The organism is Ignatzschineria sp. LJL83 (assembly GCF_054871845.1).
This window is the reverse complement of sequence record NZ_JBTXLY010000002.1, coordinates 60,661-86,174: the sequence shown is the minus strand read 5'-3', so window position 1 is coordinate 86,174 and position 25,514 is coordinate 60,661. Positions and strand designations below refer to the sequence as shown.

Genomic DNA, 25,514 nt, shown 5'->3' with positions numbered 1-25,514 from the left:
AAATGATTAAAGGAATCGATCTAATGATCGTTTTCCAAATATTCTGGTTCTTTCGGCAATGCAAAACTACAGAAGAAACAAACGACAAGCATAATGGAAACATAGATAAAGAAGTATTCCGCATGCCCAATATTTTTAAACTCTGTGGCAATCGATACTGCCGTTCCTCCAAACATCGCATTTCCAAAGGCATAAGATAATCCAACACCTAAGGCTCTTACCTCTGTCGGGAACATTTCTGCTTTTACTAAACCACTAATTGAGGTGTAAAAGCTTAAGATAAAGAGCATTAACACTAAAAGAATTCCAAGCATCCATACGGAGTCTTTCATTGCCGGCATTGCTAAACCCATAATCGGAAAAATTGCGAGAAATCCTAATGCACTGAAAAGAAGCATCGAAGCTCTACGCCCGATTCTATCGCCAATCGCTCCAAATAGTGGCTGACTAATCATAAAGACAAATAAACCTGCCGTCATAATATATCCCACCACTTTATGATCCACGCCCATTCCAATCATGTAGTTTCTAGAATAAACCGTAATTGTATAGAACGCTAATGATCCTCCGGCAGTGTAACCCACGACTAATAAAAACTGCTTCCAATAGCCTCTAAAGAGCGCAATTAAACTTCCCGATTCTTTAGATTCTCGTTGCTCTGCTGTCGTAGTTTCATCAATCGTTCGGCGAACCCAAAGAGAAACTAGTGCGGCTAATCCTCCGATAAAAAATGGAATTCTCCATGCGCCGGCTTCCAATTGCTCAGTTGAAAGGAACGTCAAAAGTACAACGCCCAATAAGCTTGCAAGTAATTGTCCACCTGAAAGCGTGACATATTGGAAAGAAGCATAAAAACCTCGACGACCCCGAAGTGCAACTTCACTCATATAAGTTGCAACGGCACCATATTCTCCGCCAACGGATAATCCTTGGAACATTCTGACTAAGAGCAATAATATCGGCGCCCAAATCCCTACTTGTTCATAGGTTGGTAAAATTGCAAAGCAGAAAGATCCTGCTCCCATCATCACGATTGAAATCAACATCGATTTTTTGCGTCCATATTTATCCGCAATCCAACCAAATAACCAACTACCTAATGGGCGCATAAAAAAACTAAGCGCAAAAGCACCCCAAACTAAAAAGGAACCTTTCGTTCCATCTTGTGGGCCTGTTAGAGCAACCGTAAAGTAAGTGGCAAAAACGGCATAAATATAGAAATCAAACCATTCAACGAGATTTCCTGATGCGGCTCCCACGATTCCAAAGATTCTCTTACGGCGCTCTTCCGGCGTATATTGTGCAACTGTTTTATTCATAACAATGATCCTAAAAAATAAATATTGCTATGAATATACAAGAAGTTATTTATAGAAAAGTAAATGACCAGAATCAAAATGTACTCGGCTAATAAATCGATAACACATCAATCTAAAACAACATAACTAATTGATATAAGATAATTAAATAAAATCATATTCTGTTAATATCCTCCTATTAAAAATAGGATTCTTGATTAAAAAATCAGAATTAAAACCCTAACCATTTTTATTAACTCCAAAATTACTAAGTTCGTGAATCCTTTTTTAGAGATATTTATAAACTATGAATCCATCAAACAATTCTCAATCCTCTTCACGTTTTTTCCTATTATTTAGGATTGTGCTTTTCGTTGCGGCAATTCCTGTCGCAATAGGCGCTATGTTGATAACTCTCTTAGCCGCTATCTGGAAAGAATCTGAGCCGCTTTTAATCGTCATTATCCCAATTGTCATTGCATTAACCTATTTACTCTATTGTTTGTTATTCCATAAAGGCGTTGCGAAATTTGTGAAGGTTTTCATCTCAATTGTACTCACAATCATTCTGAGCTTTATATATATCCAGTTGTATTATCACTACTATTAATGCCGGCGAATGAACCACTATTTTCAAAAAACGAGAAACTTAGGAATTCCCATGGATCAATCTCAAAAAAACACTTCCCCATCAGCCTCAGTGCAGTTATTCAATATTTTTCTCTTTATCGGTGCAATATTTGGTATTGGCTCTGTCGCTTTTGTAATCTCGTTTATCGCGCTTTATTATCAAAATATAACGATTGTTTTTGCCATTATCCCAATCTATCTCGCCATAATATATGGGTTATTTCTCTTACTGTTTAATGCAAAAGTTCCTGCCTTCGTCCGAACTACTACTTCTGTTTTACTGACGATTATTCTGATTTTGATTGCGATTAGTTGGAAATTTATCGTAGATTAGTTTTATTTTCAAAAAGTTACTAATAACATACTAATACACCTAAGAAGGATTAAAAAGACACTATGAACTCCAATAATAATGATAAAACCATCTGGGCATGGATTCGAGTTTTAAGAATCTTCATATTTATCATGATTGCGATTCCTGCAGGATTTTTTAGCGTGATATTAGGAATGATTTCTATATCAACCCCATTCATTATCGCGATTGTTATTTTTTACCTGCTTTTCTTGGCGTTGTTATGGGTTTCTCTGTCTTCTCAGGAAATATCTCTAGATAGGAAAGTTATTTTATGGTTCCTTTATATTGGTTTCGCCATCTTCACAGCTTTAGTCTTATAATTTGCGAAGTATTGACTCATGCTCATTCTTGGAATTATCTCTCTGTTTCTTTGCTTAATCGTTATTCTCTATTTTACAATTTTCAATAAAGAAATTTCGCTCATCATAAAAGTCCTCATATTGATTTGGTTCAGCATTCCCATAATCGTACTTTGTAGCCTATTGATTGAATAGTAGTATTAAAAAACACATCTACTATCGTCATCTCGTTATCAGTAATTGAATCTGCACTTCTAAACCAATTTCAAGAAAACTCTAAATACTCTACTTTTAAACGGCACTAAAAATAGGAGAATTACAACAACCTATGAAACATTCAAAAAAAATTATAGCCGAAAAAGTAGGTATTTTTATCATGGCCACTTTTTTTTCCGCTGTTATCGCTTATGTTTTACTATTTCTCGCTGCTCTTGCAGGTAACAAAGAACTTTTGATTACCATTCTTATAGGCTTTGGGATACAAACTTTATTGCTCTTCATTTCCTTGTTTATAAAAAGGATCTCTAGAAGGATAAAACTATATTTATGGCTAATCTTTATGATTGCCATTGTGATCGCTCCGTTTATCGATATTCAGCAGAAAAAACATTATTACAATTTAGCAACTATTAATGAACAAGCCTTTGAAATTATGGCTTATAGCCCTTTTAAAAAGGGGAATATTACAGCAAAACTTGATCAACCGAGTACGCTTTCTCTGAAAGAAAACTTACCCATTTTAGATGGTGCAAGAGCGTTATATCCTGTGTATGCGGCATTTGCACAAGCGGTTTATCCTAAGGGAAATTATGATTTCAAAAATAGTGCAGTCAGCTATTACAATACAATTGAAGCTTATCAGCGACTGATCTCCCATCAAGCCGATATGATATTTGTTGTAGAACCTTCGAGTGCCCAAATTCAAGATGCAAAAGATGCCAATGTGGCCTTCGATTTAACGCCCATTGGTAAAGATGCTTTTGTCTTTTTTGTGAATAAAAACAATCCTATCCAAAATCTCACAAGCGAACAAATTCGAGATATCTACTCAGGGAAAATTACGAATTGGCAACAACTAGGCGGCAATAAAGAACCCATTCGAGCATTTCAGCGTAATGAAGGAAGTGGTAGTCAAACTGCTTTTTTAAAATTTATGCAAAACACTCAACCAGTAGAAGCACTACAAGAGGATATTTCCAAAGGAATGGGAAGTATCATCCAACAAACGGCAAATTATCGTAACCACGGCAATGCCATTGGGTTTTCATTTAGATTTTTCGCCCAAACGTTAATCGCTAATGGAGAGATTCGTTTTTTAAGTATTGATGGTGTTGCACCTTCTGTTGAAACCATTCAAACCGGAGAATACCCTTTAACAGCAAACTTCTACAGCGCTGTTTTAGAAGAGAATACAAAACCGCATATTCAAGAATTACTGGATTGGATTCTCTCAGAACAAGGGCAAGAATTAATTGAAAAAACCGGATATGTACCAATTCAGTAACGAAATAATTAAAGGATGTCATGACCAATGTCTAAAAACAGATCTCGAAAAAAGCATAATAAAATCATCTCTTTCCTCATTTTTACGCTAATAAGTAGCTTTTACGTCATGCTGCTTATTTCAATCGTTGGCTGGCATCAAAATACGACTTTTCAAGTCTTACTGTTAATCTACTATCCTATTTTTCTTCTGCTAATTTTGTGCTCGTTATATACAAAGATTATTAGTAGGCATCAAAAATTTTGGATGTGGTTATTGATTATATTGATATTAGTCGCACTACCATTTTTGATAAATTAATCTGAAATACTCATCAATTAAATTACGCATAGCTCAAAATGAAAATCCCCGTAAATACTCTATTTACGGGGATTTTCTATGAGTTTGTAATCATTGATTCACGATCTCTAGTCTATTAATATTTCTCTACTATTTCTCAAGTACTTTTTAAAAACTACTTCAACATCAAATCATAAATCAAAATGCCGGCAGCAACGCCTACATTTAAGGATTCTGCTTGTCCGAGCATCGGGATTTTCACTTTGGTGGTCGCTAGCTTTTGAATATTCGGATGAACGCCTTGCCCTTCATTCCCCATGATTAATGCGCATTTTTGAGGTTTTGGAAGCTCATTGTAAAAGGTGGCTTCTTCTAAAGTTGTTACCCATGATTCATAACCGGCAGCATGCAGTTCCGGCAAAATATCGGCGAGGTTTCCTCGCAAAATCGGTAACTGAAAGAGCGCACCTTGTGTTGCGCGAATCGTTTTATCGTTAAAGAGATCCGCGGATCCTTCGCCGAGAATCACTGCCGTAAATCCCGCCGCTTCAGCGGTGCGAATCATAGTGCCCACATTGCCGGGATCTTGCACATTATCAAGTAGTAACAGATGCGGTAATGCTCTTTTTAGATTTGCTCTATTATCTGAGTTTTCAAGATGAAAGGATTCCTTCGAGCCTTTACTAGATGCTGTTTCTGCAATCTGTAATATAGTTTCCAAAGAGTGTTTTGGTTGTTTTAATACCGCAATAATCCCTTGTGGCGCCGGCGTTTGGGAAAGGGTTGTTACTATACTTTCCGTAATCATGATCATCTTAATAGCGTTTGGGAAAGCATCTGCATTTTGCTGTAATAATGCTTCAATGCCGGCAAGTGCGGATTTGTCGCAATTGTCCGCAAACAAAATAGCTTCAATCTCTCCGTGATGTTGAATCGCTTCAATGACTAAATGAAACCCTTCAATCACAAAGCGCCCTTCTTTATCTCTTTGACGCTTCTGCTCAAGCTTTTTAATCGCCTTAATCTTAGAATTTACGGCAGAAGTGATTTCTGAATAATTGATCTTCATAAAGGATAATCCGGTGCTCTATCTGATAAGTGGAATGCCGGCAATTATAGCGCGAAAGCGAATCAATGTCGGCATTATTCCATTGTTTGTTCATTAGGATTAATTTGCTCACTTCTAAATCAAAGCTGATTCACGGCGGGAGAGAATGTTTGCATGCTTTTCACAACTTCTCGCCCGCAAGTAAGATCACTATTTCTGAAGTTTAATGCCGGAAAAATGACAGATTCCATATTTCAGCAAGCAACAAAAGAGCTTAAGCAAAGCCAACAATGTCGGCGCACGAACTTGTGAAAGCACAAGAATCGTTATATCCGACATCATGCAAGTGCTTTAGAATCCAGATTACAATCCGAGTTTGCATCTTTTATAACGCTGAAAGAAAGCTGATTCATGGCGGGAGAGAATGTTCGCGTGCTTTTCGCAACTTCTCGCCCGCAAATGAGATCACTATTTCTAAAATTTTAATGCTGGTATTTGATCATAAAATCTTAAAATTCAATATTCAAAATTTAAAATGCCGGAAAATGATAAATCCCAAATTTCAACAAGCAACAAGAGAGCTTAAGCAAAGCCAACAATGTCGGCGCACGAACTTATGGAAGCGCAAGGATCGTTATATCCGACATCATGCAAATGCTTTAGAATCCATTCTTTCATCTTTGATAATGCGGAATAAAAGCTGATTCACGGCGGGAGAGAATGTTTGCGTGCTTTTCACAACTGCTCGCCCGCAAGTAAAATCCCTATTTCTGAAACTTCACGCCCACAATGTCGGCGCACGAACTTATAGAAGCGCAAGAATCGTTATATCCGACATCGTGCAAGTGCTTTAGAATCCGTGACGAAAATTCCTAAAACTCCTCTTCCACAAATTCCATCGCATCTTTGAGGTTTACCGATACTAAACGGGAAACGCCGGGTTCTGCCATTGTGACGCCGATGAGAGAATCAGAAATCGTCATGGTTGCTTTATTGTGCGTGATGAAGATGAATTGTACTTTTTCACTCATTTCATCAATGAGTTCACCGAGTCTTCGAACGTTGGCTTCATCTAACGGCGCATCGACTTCATCGAGCATACAGAACGGCGCTGGGTTTAAATTGAAAATCCCAAATACGAGTGCCATTGCCGTTAAGGCTTTTTCTCCGCCAGAAAGAAGATGGATCGTTCCCGGTTTTTTGCCCGGCGGATGGGCGATAATATTGACGCCACTTGTAAGCGCATCATCATCAGTGAGTTTGAGGTATGCTTCTCCGCCACCAAACAGACGTGGGAATAATCTTGAGAAGTCGGCATTCACGGCATTAAAGGTTTCCATAAAGCGCATACGAGTTTCATCATCAATCTCTTTAATGGCTTTTTCGAGCATTTGTAGCGCTTCTTCCAAATCGCTATTTTGCGTATCTAAATACTCTTTTCGCTCACGAAGTTCTTCCGCCTCCGTAATCGCCACTAAGTTTACGGCGCCGATTTTCTGAATGGCAAATTGCTTCTCTTCAAGCTCAGCTTCTAACATCGCAATGGATTTATCAGCATGATTGGTTTCTGCTTCCAAAATCTCTTCTTGGCTAATTTCAACGAGTAATCCGCCCCATTGTTCTAGAATCATCGCTTGCTTGGTTTTAAGCTCCGCTTCTTTAATGGAGAATTGATTGAGCTGATCTTTCTGTACGCTAAGCGCTGATTCATATTGCCCTTTCTCCGTTTCAAGCGCATTCAACAACTCTTTCGAAGTTTCAAATTCTGCCCGAATTTCAATTAAACTTGATTCAAATTGCGATAAATTCTCTTCGGCAATGAGCTTTGATTCTTCCGTTTCTCTGATTTGCTTTGCATAGTTGGTTTTATCTTGTTGCAATGCCATGCGCTGACGTAAAATCGTTAATTCTGATTCCGCACGGAGCTTTCGTTCTTTCACTTGCAATAAAGAGCGTTCCACCGCATCTTGATGACGTTTTTTCTCTAAATGAAGATTTCGCTGATGATCGAGCTGTTTTTTATCGGTTTCATAGCGAAGCTTCAAAGATTCATAACGCTCTTGAATGGCTTCCCAACGCTCATTTTCGGCAATGAGCGTGAATTCTTTGGTTTCGATTTCCGCTTTAAGATCCGTCAATAAGGTTTGCGTGATTTCATCTTCTTTTAAAAGCTCATGTAATCTACTTTCAATACGATGTTGCTCTTTTTCCTGATGGGATTTCGCTTGCATGAAAAGGCTCAATTTTTTCTCTAATTCAAAGAGTTCTCGTGAACTTTTTTGAACTGTTTTTTGCGCTGTTTCAATCTCTGCTTGAAGCGCCGTTAATGCTTCATCTTTCTCATAGAGCGTTTCATCTAAAATCTCTAAACGCGCATCAATATCCGCCATTTCTAAAATGGCATTTTCTAAAGAGCGCTGTCTTGCAAGAATCCCAAAGTTTGCATCTTCGCTACTGTAAATCGCCCAATCGAGTCCAAAAATAAAGCCCGATTTTGTAACGATGATTTCATGCAACCCAAGGGATTCACGAAGCTCGATAAATGCCGGCTGTTTCTCAATCGCAAGCGGATCAATCTCGGCATCATCAAACACATAAATATGCGATAAAAGCGAGCCTAAACCTAAATCACTCTCAAGGTAAAACCCTAAATGTTTGGAACTAAATTCAAAGGTTTTTTGCCCCAAAATATAGCTTTTGCCGGCACGTTTTTTGGTATCCATTAAGAGCTGTTGATTCAAAATAGAATCCACCGCACCATTCCAACCATCTTTTACCTGAATATGCTCAAATAGCGGAGATTGGTTCACTTTCTCCTCTGAAACCACCATCTTTTCCAGCATGCTGACTTCGCCGGCAAGCTGATTGCGAGATGCCGATAATTGACGCTGTTCCACTTCTAGAGATTGTAATTCTCGCTTCAAGATCAGATGCGATGCTTCTTTCGTTTCAATGGTTTGATTGAGTTGTTCTACTTCGCTTGTTTTGAGAATCAGCGTTTCTTCCAAAATCATCGCTTCGCTATCGTCATCGGATGAAATCGTGAAAGCGCCGGCACTTGCTTGTAAACGAGTGCGTTCATCAAGGGATCTTTCCGCTTTCTCTTCCTGATATTGCAAACTATGACGATTAAGTTCGAGTTTCTGTTCAAGGGTTTTCAGGCGATCTTTCACTTCTGAATACTCTTTCTGCGCTGAATCTACGGAAGTTTGAAGTTCTGTAATGTTCTCTTCGCCTTGCCAAATAATATCCGCTTCCGATTCGAGGATAAATGCCGATTCATCGAACGTGGTTTGCAATGTTTCAAGCTCTAAACTGCTTGTTTTAAATTCTTCTTCTAAACGAATGCCGTTCTCTTGCCATTCCGCTTGCGATTCTAAATCCCGCTGTTCAAGGGCTTTAATGCGAATGAGCTCATGGGCTAAATGATCTACCGCTTTTTTATAGGGATAGAGCTCTTCATTTTTCTTCGCAACCACTTGCTCTAAGGCTTCAAAAACTTTCTTCTGATCAAAAAGTTTTTCCGTGACCTGATTTAAGCTTTCTACCCGCTGTTGAAAGATTTCATATTCCGATTCATGGCTATCGAGCAAGCTCTGAATTTCCAGCTCCATTTCTGACTTTTGCAGATGCAATTCGGCATAAAACAGCGTGCGCTCTTCTCGGCGTAAGAATTGATATTTGCGAGCCGTTGCCGCTTGTTTTTCAAGCTTTGAAAGTTGTTTTCCAAGCTCTAAACGAATATCCGTTAAGCGCTCTAAATTCGTTCTTGTATGATCAATGCGAAGCTCGGTTTCATGCCGGCGTTCTTTATATTTGGAAATATTCGCTGCTTCCTCAAAAAAGGTGCGAAGCTCTTCCGGTTTCGATTCCACAATGCGGGAAATCATACCTTGCTCAATAATCGCATAAGAACGTGGCCCAAGCCCTGTTCCTAAGAAGATATCAGTAATATCTCGTCGGCGACAACGCGCGCCATTTAAGAAGTATTGGCTTTTGCCATCTCGATCGAGCACTCTGCGAACGCTAATCTCACGATATTCCGCCCATTTACCGCCAAGCTTGCCCTCATCATTATCAAAAATCAGTTCAATGGATGCCATTCCTGCAGGTTTCCGGCGCTCTGATCCATTAAAGATCACATCCGACATGGATTCGCCGCGAAGTTGCTTCGCCGAAGATTCTCCCATCACCCAACGCACGGCATCAATGATATTAGATTTACCGCAACCATTGGGGCCGACAATGCCGTTGAGCTTTCCTGTCAGCACAAAGGTTGTTTGATCCACAAATGATTTAAATCCTGAGAGCTTTACTTTACTTAATCGCATATTTCTTCTTTTAACGGCTTTTGATTTGATGATTTTTTGATAAAGATTTCGGCTAATTCACGCCTTATTGAACGCTGAATGCTTACGAATGACGAGCCTTTTATCGAGTATTTTATGAACGCTATAAAATAGCATAGATTCTCTATTCTAAGAACGGTAATGATTAATCGCTTCTCTCTTTTCCTAGAGTTTTCTCTTTCAATGAAAATAGAGAATAAGACCTCAAAACTCTAAATCTAACTCTGAATCCGAACCTGAACCTCATCAAATAGCACGTATCAAATAATGCTTGTTAAAAACTGTTGAAGATTGCCTCTTTTTAACACGAGCATGGATTTTTATCATACATAACATATATACTATCGATGCAAATTTACATTCATAGTTTAAAACCGTCTTGCCAAGCTGTCTTAGGAGCCGAAATATGCCGGATACAGATACCTCAAACGCCCTTTTTAGCGGCGCTTTTTTTGAGAACTTTTTAGCCATTTCAAGATATGAAACCATTCTATCTTTAGTGGTATTACTCGTTGCCTTTTTTGTGATCTATCAATTACAGAAACGCAAAGTGAGCTTTTTTATCAGAATGTTCGCAGGGCTCATTTTAGGAGCCGGCATTGGGCTTGGTATTCAGGCTTTGGCAGGATTTCCGGATGGTTCAACCGTTGTGTTAAAAGAAACGAGCACTTGGTACGGCTTATTTGGACGCACGTTTATTGCCTTTATTCGTATGCTCGTGATTCCCCTTGTATTTGTGTCGATCGTGAAAGTGATTTTAGATTTTGGTGGCGACAAACAGCTGACGAAAGTGACGCGCCGAGGGATTTTCTGGCTTCTATTTACCACCGGCATTGCGGCGATTCTTGGCATGATTTTAGCATCGATTATGGGCTTAGGAAAAGGCGATGAAATCATTGAAACCGCTGCAACCCAAAGAGAATACACAACGCTTGTCGATACTTTCGTAAATCTTGTGCCGAACAACATTATTAGCGCCATGAATAGTAATAATATTATCGGGCTTGTGATTTTCTCAGCGCTGATCGGTATAGCCGCAAATCGCATGGCACCGAAAGTGCCGGAAGCAATGAATATCTTTAAACTCTTTATTGATGCGCTTCACAAAATCGTGATGAGTATTACGATGACCATTATCAAATATATGCCGTATGCCGTGATTGCACTCCTTGCCGGCACGATTATTTCTAATGGGATTCCGGCACTGAAAAAGGTATCGAGCTTTGTGCTTGCAATCTATATTGCGTCTTTTGTGATGATCCTCATTCATCTCATTATTATTGCGGCGCACGGTTTATCGCCGATGATGTTCCTGAAAAAATCTCGTGATACGTTAGTAATGGCATTCTCTAGTAGATCCTCTGTGGGAACGCTTCCATTAACAATCTCTACGCTGACAGAACGCATGGGCGTTTCCGGCGGTACGGCCAACCTCATTCCATCGCTTGGCACTACAATGGGCATGAATGGTTGTGCAGGCTTCTTCCCGGCACTTCTCGTGATGATGGTGGCGAATATGGTGGGGATTGAGATGAATTTACAGTTCTACATTATGCTGCTTATTGTGATTGTGATCGGTTCAATCGGCATTGCCGGCGTTCCGGGAACCGCAACGATTGCGGCAACTATTGCCCTTTCAGGAATGGGAATGGGCGAATATTTCCCACTGATTGGCATGGTACTCGCTATTGATCCTGTGATTGATATGGCAAGAACGATGACGAATATCTCCGGCGCAATGACTTCGGCAGTTGCAACGGATAAAGAGCTTGGATTACTCGATCAAGCTAAATTCAAAGATGGCAATGCAATGCTTGAGGATAGAGTTTCGTAATCTAATCAGTCATATCTTTAGTCACATCTTATAAGTCATATTTCTTGGGATATCATGACTTGTAGAAGGTTTCTAGGGACTTTTACCACACATAGTTGACACTTTTCACAATAGTCATAATAATCGGCAATATAAGTAAATGGATAAATGGATTCATTACATTATATTGCCGATTTTTACATTCTGAATGAGCCTTTCGGGTATTTCATTCTATGAATCCATCATCAATATTCAGTATTCATGCATCACTTAATGCATCACTTAATGCATTAAAAATAAAAGATCAGAAAAATAAAAAATAAGAGTTAATACTCTACCCCTTGATTTTACTCGTGACTGACGAAAAAGGATTTTCTTCATGCGCATAAAAAAAATAGAAAACAAAGAACAACAACGATTCAGTTGGACATTTGCGATCACTATTAGCTTTATTTTTGTAACTTGGATTGTGGCTATTTATCTCACTTTCAAAAGCCCAGATAACGAAAGTATATTTTTTGATGCCATTGTGGCGCTCTTTACCGGCGTGGCATTTACCGGTGTAATCTATTCTCTTCATTTACAGCGTCAAGATTTACAGCTCAATCGAGAAGAATTACAAATTAATCGTAGTGAGATTGCACGCGCACGCGCAGAACTGAAAGAACAGAATGCAAGTTTAGAAAAGCAGACCTTTGAGCAACACTTTCAATTTATGCTACTCACATTCTCCAAAAAAACAGATCTCTTATCAGAAAACTACTCGACCAACGAATATTTGGCAGATTTAAAGATTATTGAATTGCCAGAGAGAATTGTGTTCCCAGAACCTGACTTTATTGTGAAATTTACGCCAGAGCGTTTAAACGCTATCAAAGCTTTTAGCGATCTTTTAAGCTATTACGATCTTCACTATAAATTTGATGACAAAACCCATTCAACGGCGCTCTATATTGCGAAACTTTCTATTACAGAGCAATTATCGTCACTGATGAAAGTGGTCAACAAACTCTCTTTAGAACATGAGAATTTCACGTATCTTCAACCTTCCATCAAAGAAGCGATGAAAAATGGATTATTTTTAGCGCAAAAATATCAGCTGATTCATTTCAAATAAAACAGTTTCAATCAGCTGATTCACTGATTTAGATTTAGATTTAGATTTAGATTTAGATTTAGATTTAGATTTAGATTTAGATTTAGAGATGCAGGATACAGCGGGCAAGAAGATTGACATGCATTGTTATTTAACTTATTGAAATTATTTAAAAATACTGATTCGGATCTTCTTCCCTCTAAGTGAAATGCTAACCATGACGTTTTTAACGCTTTAGATTTAACCCCAACCACGATAGTTTAGAACTTCATCCCGTGCTAATGAGCAGATGGGAAGCACATCGCTATCTGATGATTCACAAATCAGTTTTTGGGAACGATCTTTCCCACGATATTTCTTAGCAACCATACAAACTTCTACACTTGCTCTTGCATGAGTAATTTGAATAGGATCAATGCCACCAATTTGCGCACTAATTCCTTTTTCAACTTCATCTGCCGCTTGCACACAGCTATAAAAATCTTGCTCAATGGCTTCCTGTGCTTTTTTTGCACCTTGGTGATTTGCCATCTTAGTAGCATTCTCACTTTGCCAAAGGGTTGGATTATACCAAAGTGCAGTTTCGTAATATTGATCTTGCGCCTCTTTTGGCATCTGACGTTCTTTCTCAAGCTCGGCACGATAATGATCCATTGCCCTATTTTGTGAATCGGCAACAGAGGCGCAACCTGCAATCCAGAGCGATGCAAGCATGAGAATGGAAGCTTTTATACAGTGATTCATCTTGATACATTCCTTTAGGTAACTCTTATTCTGACTAAACTATACCCGAAATCCGTTGTTGTCTATTTCCTTTGGAAGAAAATCTCTTTTTCGTATATAATACGGGGTTAATTTTTACACTTCATGAAGGATATACAAGTGATTGATCCACGCCTATTAAGACAAAATTTAGATGATGTTGTTCATGCGCTTGAAAAACGCGATTACAAAATGGACACAGCACGCTTTAATGAACTTGAAGAAAAGCGCCGTGTGTTACAGATCTCCTTGCAAGAGTTGCAAAATGAGCGTAATACCACTTCCAAGAAAATTGGAATGGCAAAAGCGAAAGGCGAAGACGTATCTGAGATCTTGGCATCCGTTGCCCAATTGGGAGATAAGCTCTCTGAAGCTGAAACTACTCTCAATGGCATTAGTGAAGAATTAAATGCAATGCTCCTTGATATGCCAAACATTCCGAACAGCGAAGTGCCTGTTGGGAAAGATGAAGATGATAACGTTGAGATCAAACGTTGGGGAACGCCGAGAGAATTTGATTTCGAACCAAAAGATCATGTGGCATTAGGCGAAAATAGTGGCATGGATTTTGAATCTGCGGTGAAAATCAGTGGATCACGCTTTGTTGTTTTAAAATCAAACATGGCAAAACTTCATAGAGCATTAGCGCAATTCATGCTTGATACGCATATTGAAGAGCATGGTTACACAGAAGTAAACGTGCCGGTGATTGTGAATCAAAAGAGCCTTTACGGCACAGCGCAATTACCAAAATTCTCTGAAGATCTCTTCAAGCTTGAAGATGAGCGTAATTTCTACCTGATTCCTACGGCAGAAGTTCCCCTTTCAAACCTTGCACAAGATGAAATTTTAGAAGAAGCAGAATTGCCAACACAGCTCGTAGCACACAGCACATGCTTTAGATCAGAAGCAGGAAGCTACGGCCGTGATACTCGCGGAATGATTCGTCAGCATCAATTTGAGAAAGTAGAACTCGTTCACTTCACAAAACCTGAAGATTCTTATGATGCGCTTGAAAGATTAGTCACTCACGCAGAAACGATTTTAGAAAAATTAGAACTCCCTTATCGCCGTGTTGTACTTTGCACCGGAGATATGGGCTTTTCAGCAGCAAAAACGTATGACTTAGAAGTGTGGCTTCCAGGACAAGAGAAATATCGTGAAATCTCTTCATGCTCAAACTGTGAAGATTTCCAAGCTCGCCGTTTAAAAGCACGTTTCAGAAACAGTGAAACAGGCAAACCTGAGCTTCTTCATACGCTTAATGGTTCAGGATTAGCAGTGGGTAGAACGCTTGTTGCGGTTCTTGAGAACTATCAAGAAGCTGATGGTCGCATTCGTGTGCCGGAAATACTTAAACCTTATATGCGCGGTGTTGAGTATATCTAATAGTAATAGCTAACGGCTAACAATAGATCATTCTCAACTCGAAGCAGTAAAGGAAGGTTCGATCTTTCTGATCAACCTTCCCTTTTCAAAAAAATATCATCAATTCCATCTAGATTTCTGTTTCTATCCTTAGTTTTTATATCACTAATACATGAACTTATTATGAATGTTAGCGAGAATCACGATAAAATAGAGATTCGGATGAGTCTTGACCCTTTTAGTAACGAATCAAATTGTGAGTTTTACATTCACAATAAAAAGCTGAAAATCAATCATGATCATCAGCCCAAATCCGTAATATTTAATTTAAGATAACTCCCTTCATCCGTGGAATTATCTGTTATTTTAGGAGAAATTAATCATGGCATTAATGATTACAGATGAATGCATTAACTGTGACGTATGTGAACCAGAGTGCCCAAATGAGGCGATCTCAATGGGTCCTGAAATCTATGTGATCGACCCAAATAAGTGCACAGAATGCATCGGTCACTTCGATACACCACAATGTGTAGAAGTTTGTCCAGTGGAATGTATTCCAAAGAATCCAGATCATGTAGAATCTGAAGATGACTTAATGGAAAAATTCCATAAGCTTCAACAAGGTTAATAAATAATTGCAATGGATTGCTATTTAACGACCGTAAATCCACGCTTTTAGAGAGTAGTTTATGACAATGAGACGTTTCTTATTATCCGCAAGCCTACTAATTTCTGTCGCTGTTGCCCAAAAACATGTTGAATATACTCAACCTGAAAAAGGCAACGATCTTATCGGCGAAATTATGTATGTCACACCCATTAAACATGAATCATTAGCAGATTTAACCATTCGCTATGAGATGGGTTATGACGAATTGCGCTGGGCAAATCCCGGCATTAATGCTTGGCTATTAGATGATAAAACGCCTTTCATTCTTCCAACACAATTTATATTGCCGGAAGGAAAGCGTTCAGGAATTGTCTCTAATATTCCTGAAATGCGCACCTACTATTTTCTAAAAGGCACGGATAAAATCTATGTATATCCTGTCGGCGTTGGGCGTATGGATTGGAAAACACCCATAGGTTCATGGGCAATTACCCGCAAACAAGAGAATCCACCTTGGTATCCACCTGAAAGTATTCGTAAAGAACACGCAGAGATGGGACGTGGAACGCTTCCTAGAATGGTACCTGCAGGACCTGAAAATCCGCTGGGCACTCGCGTATTGCGGTTAGCACTTCCAAGTTATTTATTACACGGAACGAATGAACAAACCGGCATTGGTATGCGAGTAACCCATGGTTGCATGCGCTTCTACCCTCAACATATTGAACATCTTTATGAGATGGTTCCCACGAAAACCATGGTCACTTTCCTGAATGAGCCTGTGAAATATGGTTTTTTAAATAACGATCTCTACATGGAAGTTCATCCGCCGTTAGAAGAGGATGAATTATCGGTCGAGGGTTTACGAGAAAAAGCGCTTACGCAATTAGAGAAATTCCTAAAGCCTTACCCTAATAGCATTATCAACTATGATATTGTCAATTTAGCGGTACGACAACAAACGGGAATTCCTGTCAATATCGGGCAGAAAGAAACTTATCGAGCGCCACAATTCCCCGTGAATCAAAGCCCTCAAATAGAGCTCTATTCTGAACCACTGCGAAATACAACAGCGCCATATAGCGTTCAGCAATCATCGCCTCCGAAACTTGTGGTTCCTTCAACAAGTCCACGAGATCGTAACACAACGATCAACTCAAAAGAGATTCGGTTAACTCCAGATCCCAGAACAATTATCGTCCCTGAAAGTGTTTCTGAAGAAACAGGCGAAGTCATTTTTCCAGAGCCTTCTTCTTATCGCTTTCAGTATTAAACAATATTAGAAAATATGAAATTTCATCCGTTTTAGGCTTAAGACTGAGATGCCAAAATCAGCATTCGTAGAGTTAAGCGTAAAATTCAGTATAAAATTTAACATCAGAATATTACAAATAGAGATCTCTAAAGTATTTGATTCATCTGTTTTGACACATTTTTAAAATGTAAATAAAACATGTGCAATATCTAAAAATAGATAAAACCGATGACATAGTTCAAAACTAAAATCATTTCGAGATCTCTATCCTTTACTTCAACCCGCACTCTTGAAGTAAAGTCACAATAGAGAGTGTAAATCCATTTTGAAAAAAAGTTAGGATAAAAAATATGGCAACCATTGAAGAGAGTCTAGAGATTATTCAACGCGGTACTGACGAAGTTATTTCTATTGAGGATTTGACTGCAAAACTCAAAGAAGGTCGTCAACTTCGCATTAAAGTAGGCTTCGACCCTACAGCTCCAGACCTACATCTCGGACATACCGTTGTAATCAACAAAATGCGTCACTTCCAAGATTTAGGACATGAAGTTACATTCCTAATCGGTGACTTTACCGGCATGATCGGCGATCCATCAGGTAAAGATGTCACCCGCAAGCCTTTAACACGTGAACAAGTTTTAGCAAATGCGAAAACGTATGAAGAGCAAATCTTTAAAATCTTAGATCGCAATCTCACAAAAGTAGCATTTAACTCCTCATGGTTAAATGAGCTCGGTACAGCTGGCATGATTCAACTTGCTTCACGCCATACCGTTGCAAGAATGCTTGAGCGTGATGACTTTGAAAAACGTTATAAATCTCAGCAACCAATTGCAATTCATGAGTTTATCTACCCACTTCTTCAAGGTTATGACTCTGTAAGTTTACAAACAGACGTAGAACTTGGTGGAACAGACCAAAAGTTCAACCTGTTAATGGGTCGTGATCTTCAACGTGCTTACGGCAATAATAAGCCACAATGTGCAATCATGATGCCGTTATTAGTGGGTTTAGATGGTGTGAATAAAATGTCTAAATCTCTCGGTAACTACGTAGGAGTTGACGAAGCGCCGGATGATCAATTTGGGAAACTTATGTCGATCTCTGATGACTTAATGTGGAACTACTTTGAACTTTTAAGCTTCCGTTCAAACGAAGATATTGCACGCTTAAAACAAGAAGTAAAAGATGGCCGTAATCCTCGTGATGTAAAATTTGAGCTTTGTGATGAGATCATTACTCGCTTCCACGATAAAGCAGCTGCAGAACAAGCACAGCGCAACTTCATCGAACGTTTCCAAAAAGGAAATCTTCCTGAAAACATCGAAGATAAAGTTGTACAATCTGAAGATGGCGTGATCGGAATCGCTCATGCAATGCGTCAAGCGGGCTTAGTGAGCTCAAACTCTGAAGCATTCAGAATGATTACTGAAGGCGCGGTTCGTATTAATCAAGAACGCATCGAAGACAAAGCTTTAAACCTCAATCAAGGCGACGAAGTGATTATCCAAGTGGGTAAACGCCGTATCGCAAACGTGATTGTAAAATAAGTAAAATAGCGCCCTACACTGAACTCAATCCAATTTAATCCATCCTAAACGGAGCCATTAAAGTTATGACATTTGTTGTTACCGATAACTGTATTTTATGTAAATACACCGATTGCGTGGAAGTCTGTCCTGTTGATTGCTTTCATGAAGGGCCTAATTTTCTTGTCATCGATCCCGATGAATGCATTGATTGCACCTTATGTGAACCGGAATGTCCGGCAGGTGCAATTCTTGCTGATGATGATTTAAGGGAAGATCAGATGATCTTCCTTGATCTCAACGCCGAACTTTCTCGTAAATGGCCGGTGATTACCGAGCAGAAAGAGCCGCTTCCTGAAGCTGCAAAATGGGATGGCGTTGAAAATAAACTTCCCCATCTTGAGCGTTAATAGCCGATGAGTCGCCGTTTAACGAACCAACAAAAACGTCTTCTAGAAACAAGACGTGAAGAGATTCTCTCTAATGAAGATCTCGATCATGCCCTTTCTGGAAGAGTTGTCTCACAACATGGTCAGCATGTAACACTTGAAGATCAAGAACTCAACCTCCATAAAGCAGCCGTTCGCCAAAACTTAGGCGCCATTGTCTGCGGAGATTATGTCTATTATCTGTTAGAGCAAAATGAACCTGTTGTCATTACACGATTACCTCGTGAAAATCACTTTTCTCGTATCGCTTTTGGCGGTGCTGAAAAAATTCTAGCAGCAAATATTGATCGACTATATGTCGTGATCGCACCGCAACCTGCACCGAGCCCTTCTCTTATTGATCGCTACCTCGTTGCCGCAACATTCTTTGATATTGAGCTTGCATTTATCGTCAATAAAAAAGATGAAATCCATAATCCTGAAGAGCTCGCATTTTTAGAAGATTATCAAAAACTCGGCATTGAGTTTCTCTACACTTCTATCTTTGATGAAGATTCTGTAAAAGCATTAGAAGCGCATCTTACCGGCAAGACCTCTATTTTCGTAGGGCAATCTGGCGTTGGTAAATCGTCTCTAACGAACAAACTCATTCCGGAATTAGAGTTACAAACCCAAAAGATTAATGCCGCAACAGGGCTTGGAAATCATACAACTTCAAGCACAACACTCTACCATCTTCCCATGCCGGAAAGTTACCTGATCGATTCTCCCGGTGTTCGCAGTTTTAATATTGAGCATTTACCACTTGAAGCGATCGATGAAGGATTCCCTGAATTTAAAAGCATTACAGAACCTTGCCGTTTCAGTAATTGCCGGCATTTAGATGATCCCGGATGCAGCTTCCAAGAAGCCATCAGCGCCGGCATTATCTCCCAAAGACGATTAGATAGTTATCTGCAAATCAAAAGCAGCATGACCAAAAGCATTGAACGCCAAGTAAAAAGTGGAAGAAAACGATAAGATCAGCATTTAATAGCAACTCATTATTTAATGATCTTTGATACTCGAAACTGACACAAAGAAACCTTTTAGAAAAAATCCTAATGGATAACTCTAAAAGGTTTTTTATGTTTAAAGATTTCTAAAAGGCTTTCTTCCGCTGGCACGAGATTTTCAGAAGTATGCAAGCATTCGATCCAGCCATGAATCAGCTTCTATTTGACAATTGAACTTTATTAGACCGATTTGACATCAGGCTAACTTCAATCCAGATTCTATTAATCTCTGTCTTTATAGAGCCAATATTTTAAAAGCAGACACAATGCAGCGATCAATGCCGGCATTGCTAAGATAAAGAAAATCTCTTCAATACCCAGATTCCACTGAATTAATCCTGCTACTAAAAATGATCCAGCAATCCCGCCAAATCGTCCGATTCCGAGCATCATAGAAACTCCGGTCGTTCGCCCTTCTGTGGGATAAAAGTTTGCTGCTAATGCCGGTAATGATGATTGCGCCGTATTCATCACAATGCCGGCAAATAAAATGATCGCGATTAATAACGCTAAGGGTGCTGAGATCAAAACGCCGATCAGCGCTACAGAAATCGCCGTTAAAACCGCAAAAAAGGCAATGAGTAAAACACCATTAAAACGATCCATCAACCAGCCATTTCCAATAGCGCCTAATCCGCCTAATGCGAATAACCCCGTAATCATGGATGCTAAACCGCCGGACATCGATACTTCCTGAAATAGCGTCGGCATCCAATTCATCACGCCATAAAAAATCACTAATCCCATAAAATATGCAATCCATAACAGAAGCGAGCCTTGCCAATAATTACGTGAAAGCACCAAACTTAAACCTTTCTTTTCCGTCACAATCGCGCCTTCATCTAAGGTAAATTGTGAGATATTTTTCGCAGAAAGATCAATTTTTTGGAGAATCACTCGCATTTTTTGCAGCGAAGATTGATCACTCTTTCTCACCAAAAACCGCACCGATTCCGGCAAGTAAACAATCATTAATAACGAGAGAAAGAGCGGAATTGTTCCGCCAAAAATTAACGTAGATCGCCAGCCAAAATGTGGAATTAAATAAGCCGCAATAAATCCACCCAAGGCTGCGCCTAATGGAAATCCACAAAACATGGTGTTCACAATCATTGAGCGCTTTTGAAGCGGAGAATATTCCGACATTAAAGTCACGGCATTCGGCATTGCCGCACCTAATCCTAATCCTGTGATAAAGCGTAAAAGCTCTAATTCGCCTAATGAGGAAACGCCGGCAGAAATTGTCGTTCCTATGGAGAAAATCATGACAGAAAGGATCAATACTTTTTTACGCCCAAAGCGATCAGCAATGGGCCCAAAAGTAATCGCTCCAATGGCAAGCCCTAACAGCGCCGCACTTAACACCGGCGCTAAATGAGATTTCTCAATTCCCCATTCTACCAATAAGCTCGGCGCAATATAGCCAATAACGGCGGTATCGTAACCATCAAAAAACGCAATGAGAAAGGTAAAGAGAAACACCGACAATTGAAGCTTTGAAAATCGATGTTCATTTAAAAATGTTTGAATATTCATAAACCTTTTCTCTAACTATTGATTGTGACTTGTGATTTGTGACTAAATATATTTTCAGCTAAAAATGACAAAAAATCGCTTTCTTAAGATTACTGTCATCTTTCATCCCTATAATGCGACGTTATTTTTTCAAAAGAAGTTTAACTATAAAGGAATTGGTTATGAAATGTCCTATTTGTAAAGATGTTACTTTAGTCATGAGTGCTCGTCAAAATGTAGAAATTGATTTCTGCCCAGAATGCCGTGGCGTTTGGCTCGATCGTGGAGAATTAGATAAAATTATTGAGCTATCAAATCAAGCACAAAATCAGCCAATTCAACAAGATCACTCAAGACGTGATCAAAGTCATAGCCAAGATTATGAGCGTCACCATGATCGCAGACATGATGATCGTGATTATGATCGTTCTGACGATAAACGTTATCGCAAACGCAGTTTCTTAATGGATCTTTTTGATTAATATCCAACAGAAATAGACGTGAATAACGTACTGTAAGAAACTATAAAAAAGCCGATAAAGTGTCGATAAAAAAGCATCTAAAAAGAAGATCCTTCTCATTTAGATGCTTGTTTTGATCGAATCAATCTACTCGTTACTTCGGTCTTTCCATAAGAAATAGATCTTTATTTTGCGAATACCAACCTCTGCCGTGCATTCGGCTAATCAGATTCATTTTTTCGGTATCCACATAAACCGCATTACGATCTAGCAAAAACTCATCGGCAATATGACAGATTTTTACTTCCCCTAAAATGACATATTGCGAAGCGCCCGTTTGCACTTCAGAAATGGAAACGCATTCAAAACTCACTGGCACATCTTTAATAAGTGGCGCTTTTACTAATATTGCCGGCATTGTGGAAATATGACCGATTTCTAGTTCATTGTCGTCCTCTGAATATTCTCGGCTCGTTTCATTCATCGATATCGCCATATTATGTGGCACAAGATTGACGACAAACTCTTTCGTATCCAAAATATTTTGCGTTGTATCTTTAAGCTTTCCCCCGACTTTTCCTTGCAAGCCCACAGCCACAACCGGCGGTTCACTGCCCATCATATTAAAAAAGCTAAAAGGCGCTGCATTCACAACGCCTGTTTTAGATTTCGTGGTAATCCAAGCGATAGGTCTTGGAACAATGGTAGAAGCCATCAGCTTATAGATTAAATCTGGGGAAATATCTCGAAAATCGTATTGCATGATTGGCTCCTAAATATCTATCATTCCGCTATTTTTCCACTTATTATTCAACAATCTTTTCATAATCGTTTTCATAATAGGTTTATTGAATGATCATGACATAGTTTTGATGCAAAAAGCGATCTGAAAAACTTACCACCAACGATAAAAATGATGTGTTGGACCAATTCCCTTGCCGACATCAAGCTTATCGGCATTTGCAATCGCACCATCAATATAGGTTTTCGCAAGTTTCACGCTTTCACTTAAACCATGCTTTGGCACAAGCGCTGCAATTGCCGCAGATAATGTGCAACCCGTTCCATGGGTATTTTTCGTTGCGATTCTTGGACTCACAAATTTTTCAACGCCGTTCTTTGTAATTAAGAAATCAGGACTGAGATCTGATGATAAATGCCCGCCTTTCATCAATACCGATTTTGGTCCTAATTCCAATAATGCTTGCCCTTGCTGAATCATCTCTTCTTCTGTGGTAGCTTCTGATGTTTCTAGAAGCGCCGCAGCTTCTGGAATATTCGGCGTAATAATATCAGCTAATGGAAGCATTCGCTCACGAATGGCGCTCACTGCATCATCGACTAAAAGTGGATGACCACCCTTTGCAATCATTACCGTATCTAATACCACAAACGGAATCGGATACTTCGTTAAAAGATCCGCAACGCAGTGAATCACTTCTTGATTCACAAGCGCTCCCAATTTGGTGGCATCTGCCACAATATCGTTATACAGCGTGATGTATTGCTTTTCAATAAACTCTATCGGCACCGGCAAAACGCCGTCCACACCTTGCGTTGATTGCGCCGTTAATGCCGTTAAGATCGACATTCCATACGCGCCGAGCGCAGAAAAAGCTTTTAAATCCGCCTGAATGCCGGCACCGCCACTTGGATCTGATCCGGCCATTGTCAAAATTTTATTCATCAATATTCCCTATCAATTTCACTAACTGTTTTGTCGCAGTAGCCACATCCTCTTGGCCACAAATCGCAGAAACAACGGCAACGCCGTTCACTTTTGTCTGCATCACTGATTCTACATTGCCGGCATTAATTCCACCAATCGCCACTTTCGGAATCGCTCTTGCTGCGACAATTTTCTGCAATCCTTCAATGCCCATTGCCGGTCTTGCATTCTTTTTGGTGGTTGTTGCAAATACAGGTCCAACGCCCACATAATCTACTTCATGCGGTTTTACGGCAAGTAATTCGCCAATAGAACCCACGGATAATCCTAACAGCTTATTCGGACCAATCATTTTACGCACCGCTTCCGGCGGTAAATCATTTTGTCCGATATGAACGCCATCGGCGTCAATAGCAAGTGCAACGTCAATATGATCATTCACAATTAACGGCACATTATAATCGGCAAGCACCGCTTTAATCATCACGCCCGCTTCATACCAATACCGTTTATTGACCTCTTTTTCAGAGCGCAACTGAACGCACGTTACACCATTTTCAACAGCTTCATAAACTGTTGCTGCCATGCCGGCAATCCCACCACAAAGTTCTGGATCTAATACTAAATAGAGCGATAAATCGAACGATGTTCGGCTAATATTGTTACGAATGATTGGGTAACCCATCTAATTTCTATCTCCTAGATATTTTTTATTCTGATATCTGTTTTGTCTGCGTTTTTATTTGTTTGTATGTGTTTTGTGTTTGCTGCTTATCACAAACTTTTCTTTAATCAATCTCTTGATTCCAATCTCTTGACTCCAACCCCTTGATTCCAACCCCTTGATTCCAAGCTATTAATTTGCATACAACTATTCGTCGAAAGCACCTTCTGATTTGGCAATGGTCATCAATTCATCCGGCGTCATGAACGATAATTCATCTAAATAATGCATTTGAAAGGAGCCTAATCCTGCACCTTTCTCTGCGGCATTTTGTCCTGAAAGTGCCGAGATATAGCAAGCGGTTGCAGCTGCTTCTAACACATCTTCCGTGGTGCTAATCATGCCGGCAACGAGTGCGGATAATGCACATCCTGTCCCCGTCACTTTTGTGAGTTTTTCTGTACCAACAGAAATAATATAACTTCGCTCGCCATCGGTAATAATATCTTCAGCGCCGGTCATGACGACAATTGTCTGAAAATCTCTTGCAACTTTTTCGGCATATTGGAACGCTTCCCTCGCATCTTCTTCTGATTCCACGCCTTTAGACTGCGCATTCACGCCGGCAAGCACCATAATTTCAGAAGGATTGCCTCGAATCACCGTTGGGCGATGCTTTAACAGATCATTCACAATCGTCGTTCGATAATAGAGTACAGAACCAATTCCCACAGGATCTAGCACCCACGGCGTACCTGTTTCATCGGCAACTTCTGCAGAATGAAGCATTGCCATTGCTGATTTTGCCGTTAATGTGCCAACATTGACTAAAAGTGCACTCGCAACTTGCGTAAATTCCCCACATTCCTGAATCTCGGGAATCATTGCCGGGCTTCCGCCAGTTGCTAAAATGACATTTGCCGTAAAATTTTGCACCACATCATTCGTCATACAATGAATCAACGGCGATTTATCTTGATATTCCATTAAATAAGGAATGGCGTTCACTGCAGAAAAAGGGATATACATTCTCTAACTTCTCCTTGAGATGAATGAATTGCGATAAAGATTTCGATTTTTTCATCTATTTATCAGCTTGAAAGACAACTATCCGCTCATCAATGATCAAATCGCAATCAAGTAATAATGAAAAATAGCATCATAAACTTTTAGGTATATTACCTTATAACGTTATAAAAAAGGATCTATGACAGGATATTAAACGTTCGAATATTAAGCATTTTCCTGAAACGCAAACCTAAAATTCACTCAAAAAATAGGCGCTATTTCTAACAATAATATTTTCCCAAAAAAACATATCAACCTGCTGAATTTCATCATATAAATCTCCATTAAAATAAAAACCCTCAATTACACTCATTCTTTAAACAGCTCTTTTCTGAAAAATATTTTTCGAAATATTTATTTAAAAAAGTAAAAGAAAAACTTGCTATCAACATCCTCTTAAGTGTTAAGATGCTGAATGTGTGGGTATTTGTGAAAAACATGTTTTATTCACAATATCGTTTTATAAACTCGTAATATTCAAAAAATATTACA

General features: G+C 39.3%; 24 protein-coding genes. 13 read left to right on the top strand and 11 right to left on the bottom strand.

What is annotated here, in order from left to right:
* Nucleotides 1–20: 20 nt before the first annotated feature.
* Nucleotides 21–1,319, bottom strand: a complete 1,299-nt coding sequence (locus tag ACYSN2_RS02285; RefSeq protein ID WP_461748644.1) for an MFS transporter — start codon at nt 1,317–1,319, stop codon at nt 21–23.
* A 286-nt stretch (nt 1,320–1,605) separates the two neighbouring features.
* On the opposite strand from ACYSN2_RS02285, the gene ACYSN2_RS02280 reads away from it, so the two are divergent.
* The 4 genes from ACYSN2_RS02280 to ACYSN2_RS02265 all read left to right on the top strand — a co-directional run bounded on the left by ACYSN2_RS02280 (nt 1,606) and on the right by ACYSN2_RS02265 (nt 4,086).
* On the top strand, nt 1,606–1,908 hold the full coding sequence (locus tag ACYSN2_RS02280) for a hypothetical protein (protein ID WP_461748643.1): 303 nt from the start codon (nt 1,606–1,608) through the stop codon (nt 1,906–1,908).
* 51 nt (nt 1,909–1,959) lie between these two features.
* Complete coding sequence (locus ACYSN2_RS02275; RefSeq protein WP_461748642.1) at nt 1,960–2,262, top strand: hypothetical protein; 303 nt, start codon at nt 1,960–1,962, stop codon at nt 2,260–2,262.
* A 62-nt stretch (nt 2,263–2,324) separates the two neighbouring features.
* Nucleotides 2,325–2,603 (top strand): hypothetical protein, encoded by a 279-nt coding sequence (locus ACYSN2_RS02270; protein WP_461748641.1) that lies wholly within the window; start codon nt 2,325–2,327, stop codon nt 2,601–2,603.
* 538 nt (nt 2,604–3,141) lie between these two features.
* Nucleotides 3,142–4,086, top strand: a complete 945-nt coding sequence (locus ACYSN2_RS02265; protein WP_461748640.1) for a PstS family phosphate ABC transporter substrate-binding protein — start codon at nt 3,142–3,144, stop codon at nt 4,084–4,086.
* 454 nt (nt 4,087–4,540) lie between these two features.
* Here the strand turns inward: ACYSN2_RS02265 and ACYSN2_RS02260 are convergent, their stop codons facing one another.
* From ACYSN2_RS02260 to ACYSN2_RS02250, 3 genes are all read right to left on the bottom strand, one after another.
* Entirely contained in the window at nt 4,541–5,434 is an 894-nt protein-coding gene (locus tag ACYSN2_RS02260) for a TrmH family RNA methyltransferase (protein ID WP_461748639.1), read from the bottom strand.
* A gap of 189 nt (nt 5,435–5,623) precedes the next feature.
* On the bottom strand, nt 5,624–5,755 hold the full coding sequence (locus ACYSN2_RS02255; protein WP_461748638.1) for a hypothetical protein: 132 nt from the start codon (nt 5,753–5,755) through the stop codon (nt 5,624–5,626).
* A 530-nt stretch (nt 5,756–6,285) separates the two neighbouring features.
* Nucleotides 6,286–9,744: an AAA family ATPase gene (locus tag ACYSN2_RS02250; RefSeq protein ID WP_461748637.1), complete on the bottom strand. Its 3,459-nt coding sequence runs from the start codon at nt 9,742–9,744 to the stop codon at nt 6,286–6,288.
* A gap of 424 nt (nt 9,745–10,168) precedes the next feature.
* Between ACYSN2_RS02250 and ACYSN2_RS02245 the strand changes: the two genes are divergently transcribed.
* Both ACYSN2_RS02245 and ACYSN2_RS02240 read left to right on the top strand, forming a co-directional pair.
* The gene (locus tag ACYSN2_RS02245; RefSeq protein ID WP_461748636.1) at nt 10,169–11,596 is read left to right on the top strand and encodes a cation:dicarboxylate symporter family transporter; all 1,428 of its coding nucleotides are present in this window, start codon (nt 10,169–10,171) and stop codon (nt 11,594–11,596) included.
* 358 nt (nt 11,597–11,954) lie between these two features.
* The gene (locus ACYSN2_RS02240) at nt 11,955–12,692 is read left to right on the top strand and encodes a hypothetical protein (RefSeq protein ID WP_461748635.1); all 738 of its coding nucleotides are present in this window, start codon (nt 11,955–11,957) and stop codon (nt 12,690–12,692) included.
* A 219-nt stretch (nt 12,693–12,911) separates the two neighbouring features.
* On the opposite strand, the gene ACYSN2_RS02235 is transcribed toward ACYSN2_RS02240, so the two are convergent.
* Nucleotides 12,912–13,415 carry a hypothetical protein gene (locus tag ACYSN2_RS02235; RefSeq protein WP_461748634.1) on the bottom strand — a complete coding sequence of 168 codons (504 nt, stop codon included), beginning with the start codon at nt 13,413–13,415 and terminating at the stop codon, nt 12,912–12,914.
* A 138-nt stretch (nt 13,416–13,553) separates the two neighbouring features.
* Here ACYSN2_RS02235 and serS point away from each other — a divergent pair, with 138 nt between their 5' ends.
* The 6 genes from serS to rsgA all read left to right on the top strand — a co-directional run bounded on the left by serS (nt 13,554) and on the right by rsgA (nt 19,610).
* Nucleotides 13,554–14,822 (top strand): serine--tRNA ligase, encoded by a 1,269-nt coding sequence (gene serS / locus ACYSN2_RS02230; RefSeq protein ID WP_461748633.1) that lies wholly within the window; start codon nt 13,554–13,556, stop codon nt 14,820–14,822.
* 361 nt (nt 14,823–15,183) lie between these two features.
* The gene (locus tag ACYSN2_RS02225) at nt 15,184–15,432 is read left to right on the top strand and encodes a YfhL family 4Fe-4S dicluster ferredoxin (protein ID WP_461748632.1); all 249 of its coding nucleotides are present in this window, start codon (nt 15,184–15,186) and stop codon (nt 15,430–15,432) included.
* Nucleotides 15,433–15,493: 61 nt separating this feature from the next.
* Complete coding sequence (locus ACYSN2_RS02220; RefSeq protein ID WP_461748631.1) at nt 15,494–16,687, top strand: L,D-transpeptidase family protein; 1,194 nt, start codon at nt 15,494–15,496, stop codon at nt 16,685–16,687.
* A gap of 332 nt (nt 16,688–17,019) precedes the next feature.
* The gene (tyrS, locus tag ACYSN2_RS02215; RefSeq protein WP_461748630.1) at nt 17,020–18,222 is read left to right on the top strand and encodes a tyrosine--tRNA ligase; all 1,203 of its coding nucleotides are present in this window, start codon (nt 17,020–17,022) and stop codon (nt 18,220–18,222) included.
* 65 nt (nt 18,223–18,287) lie between these two features.
* Nucleotides 18,288–18,611 carry a ferredoxin FdxA gene (gene fdxA, locus ACYSN2_RS02210; protein ID WP_461748629.1) on the top strand — a complete coding sequence of 108 codons (324 nt, stop codon included), beginning with the start codon at nt 18,288–18,290 and terminating at the stop codon, nt 18,609–18,611.
* A 6-nt stretch (nt 18,612–18,617) separates the two neighbouring features.
* On the top strand, nt 18,618–19,610 hold the full coding sequence (gene rsgA / locus ACYSN2_RS02205) for a ribosome small subunit-dependent GTPase A (protein ID WP_461748628.1): 993 nt from the start codon (nt 18,618–18,620) through the stop codon (nt 19,608–19,610).
* A gap of 257 nt (nt 19,611–19,867) precedes the next feature.
* Here the strand turns inward: rsgA and ACYSN2_RS02200 are convergent, their stop codons facing one another.
* The gene (locus ACYSN2_RS02200) at nt 19,868–21,181 is read right to left on the bottom strand and encodes an MFS transporter (protein ID WP_461748627.1); all 1,314 of its coding nucleotides are present in this window, start codon (nt 21,179–21,181) and stop codon (nt 19,868–19,870) included.
* Between the two features lie 161 nt (nt 21,182–21,342).
* Here ACYSN2_RS02200 and ACYSN2_RS02195 point away from each other — a divergent pair, with 161 nt between their 5' ends.
* Entirely contained in the window at nt 21,343–21,642 is a 300-nt protein-coding gene (locus ACYSN2_RS02195; RefSeq protein ID WP_461748626.1) for a TFIIB-type zinc ribbon-containing protein, read from the top strand.
* Nucleotides 21,643–21,775: 133 nt separating this feature from the next.
* On the opposite strand, the gene ACYSN2_RS02190 is transcribed toward ACYSN2_RS02195, so the two are convergent.
* The 5 genes from ACYSN2_RS02190 to ACYSN2_RS02170 all read right to left on the bottom strand — a co-directional run bounded on the left by ACYSN2_RS02190 (nt 21,776) and on the right by ACYSN2_RS02170 (nt 25,335).
* Nucleotides 21,776–22,384 carry a flavin reductase family protein gene (locus ACYSN2_RS02190; RefSeq protein ID WP_461748625.1) on the bottom strand — a complete coding sequence of 203 codons (609 nt, stop codon included), beginning with the start codon at nt 22,382–22,384 and terminating at the stop codon, nt 21,776–21,778.
* Nucleotides 22,385–22,516: 132 nt separating this feature from the next.
* Nucleotides 22,517–23,308: a bifunctional hydroxymethylpyrimidine kinase/phosphomethylpyrimidine kinase gene (gene thiD / locus ACYSN2_RS02185; protein WP_461748624.1), complete on the bottom strand. Its 792-nt coding sequence runs from the start codon at nt 23,306–23,308 to the stop codon at nt 22,517–22,519.
* The gene (gene thiE / locus ACYSN2_RS02180) at nt 23,301–23,975 is read right to left on the bottom strand and encodes a thiamine phosphate synthase (RefSeq protein WP_461748623.1); all 675 of its coding nucleotides are present in this window, start codon (nt 23,973–23,975) and stop codon (nt 23,301–23,303) included. Before thiE ends, thiD begins: the two co-directional genes overlap by 8 nt.
* A 186-nt stretch (nt 23,976–24,161) precedes the next feature.
* On the bottom strand, nt 24,162–24,983 hold the full coding sequence (thiM, locus tag ACYSN2_RS02175; protein WP_461748622.1) for a hydroxyethylthiazole kinase: 822 nt from the start codon (nt 24,981–24,983) through the stop codon (nt 24,162–24,164).
* Between the two features lie 229 nt (nt 24,984–25,212).
* Nucleotides 25,213–25,335, bottom strand: coding sequence for a hypothetical protein (locus tag ACYSN2_RS02170; RefSeq protein WP_461748621.1), 123 nt, complete (start codon nt 25,333–25,335; stop codon nt 25,213–25,215).
* Nucleotides 25,336–25,514: the final 179 nt, after the last annotated feature.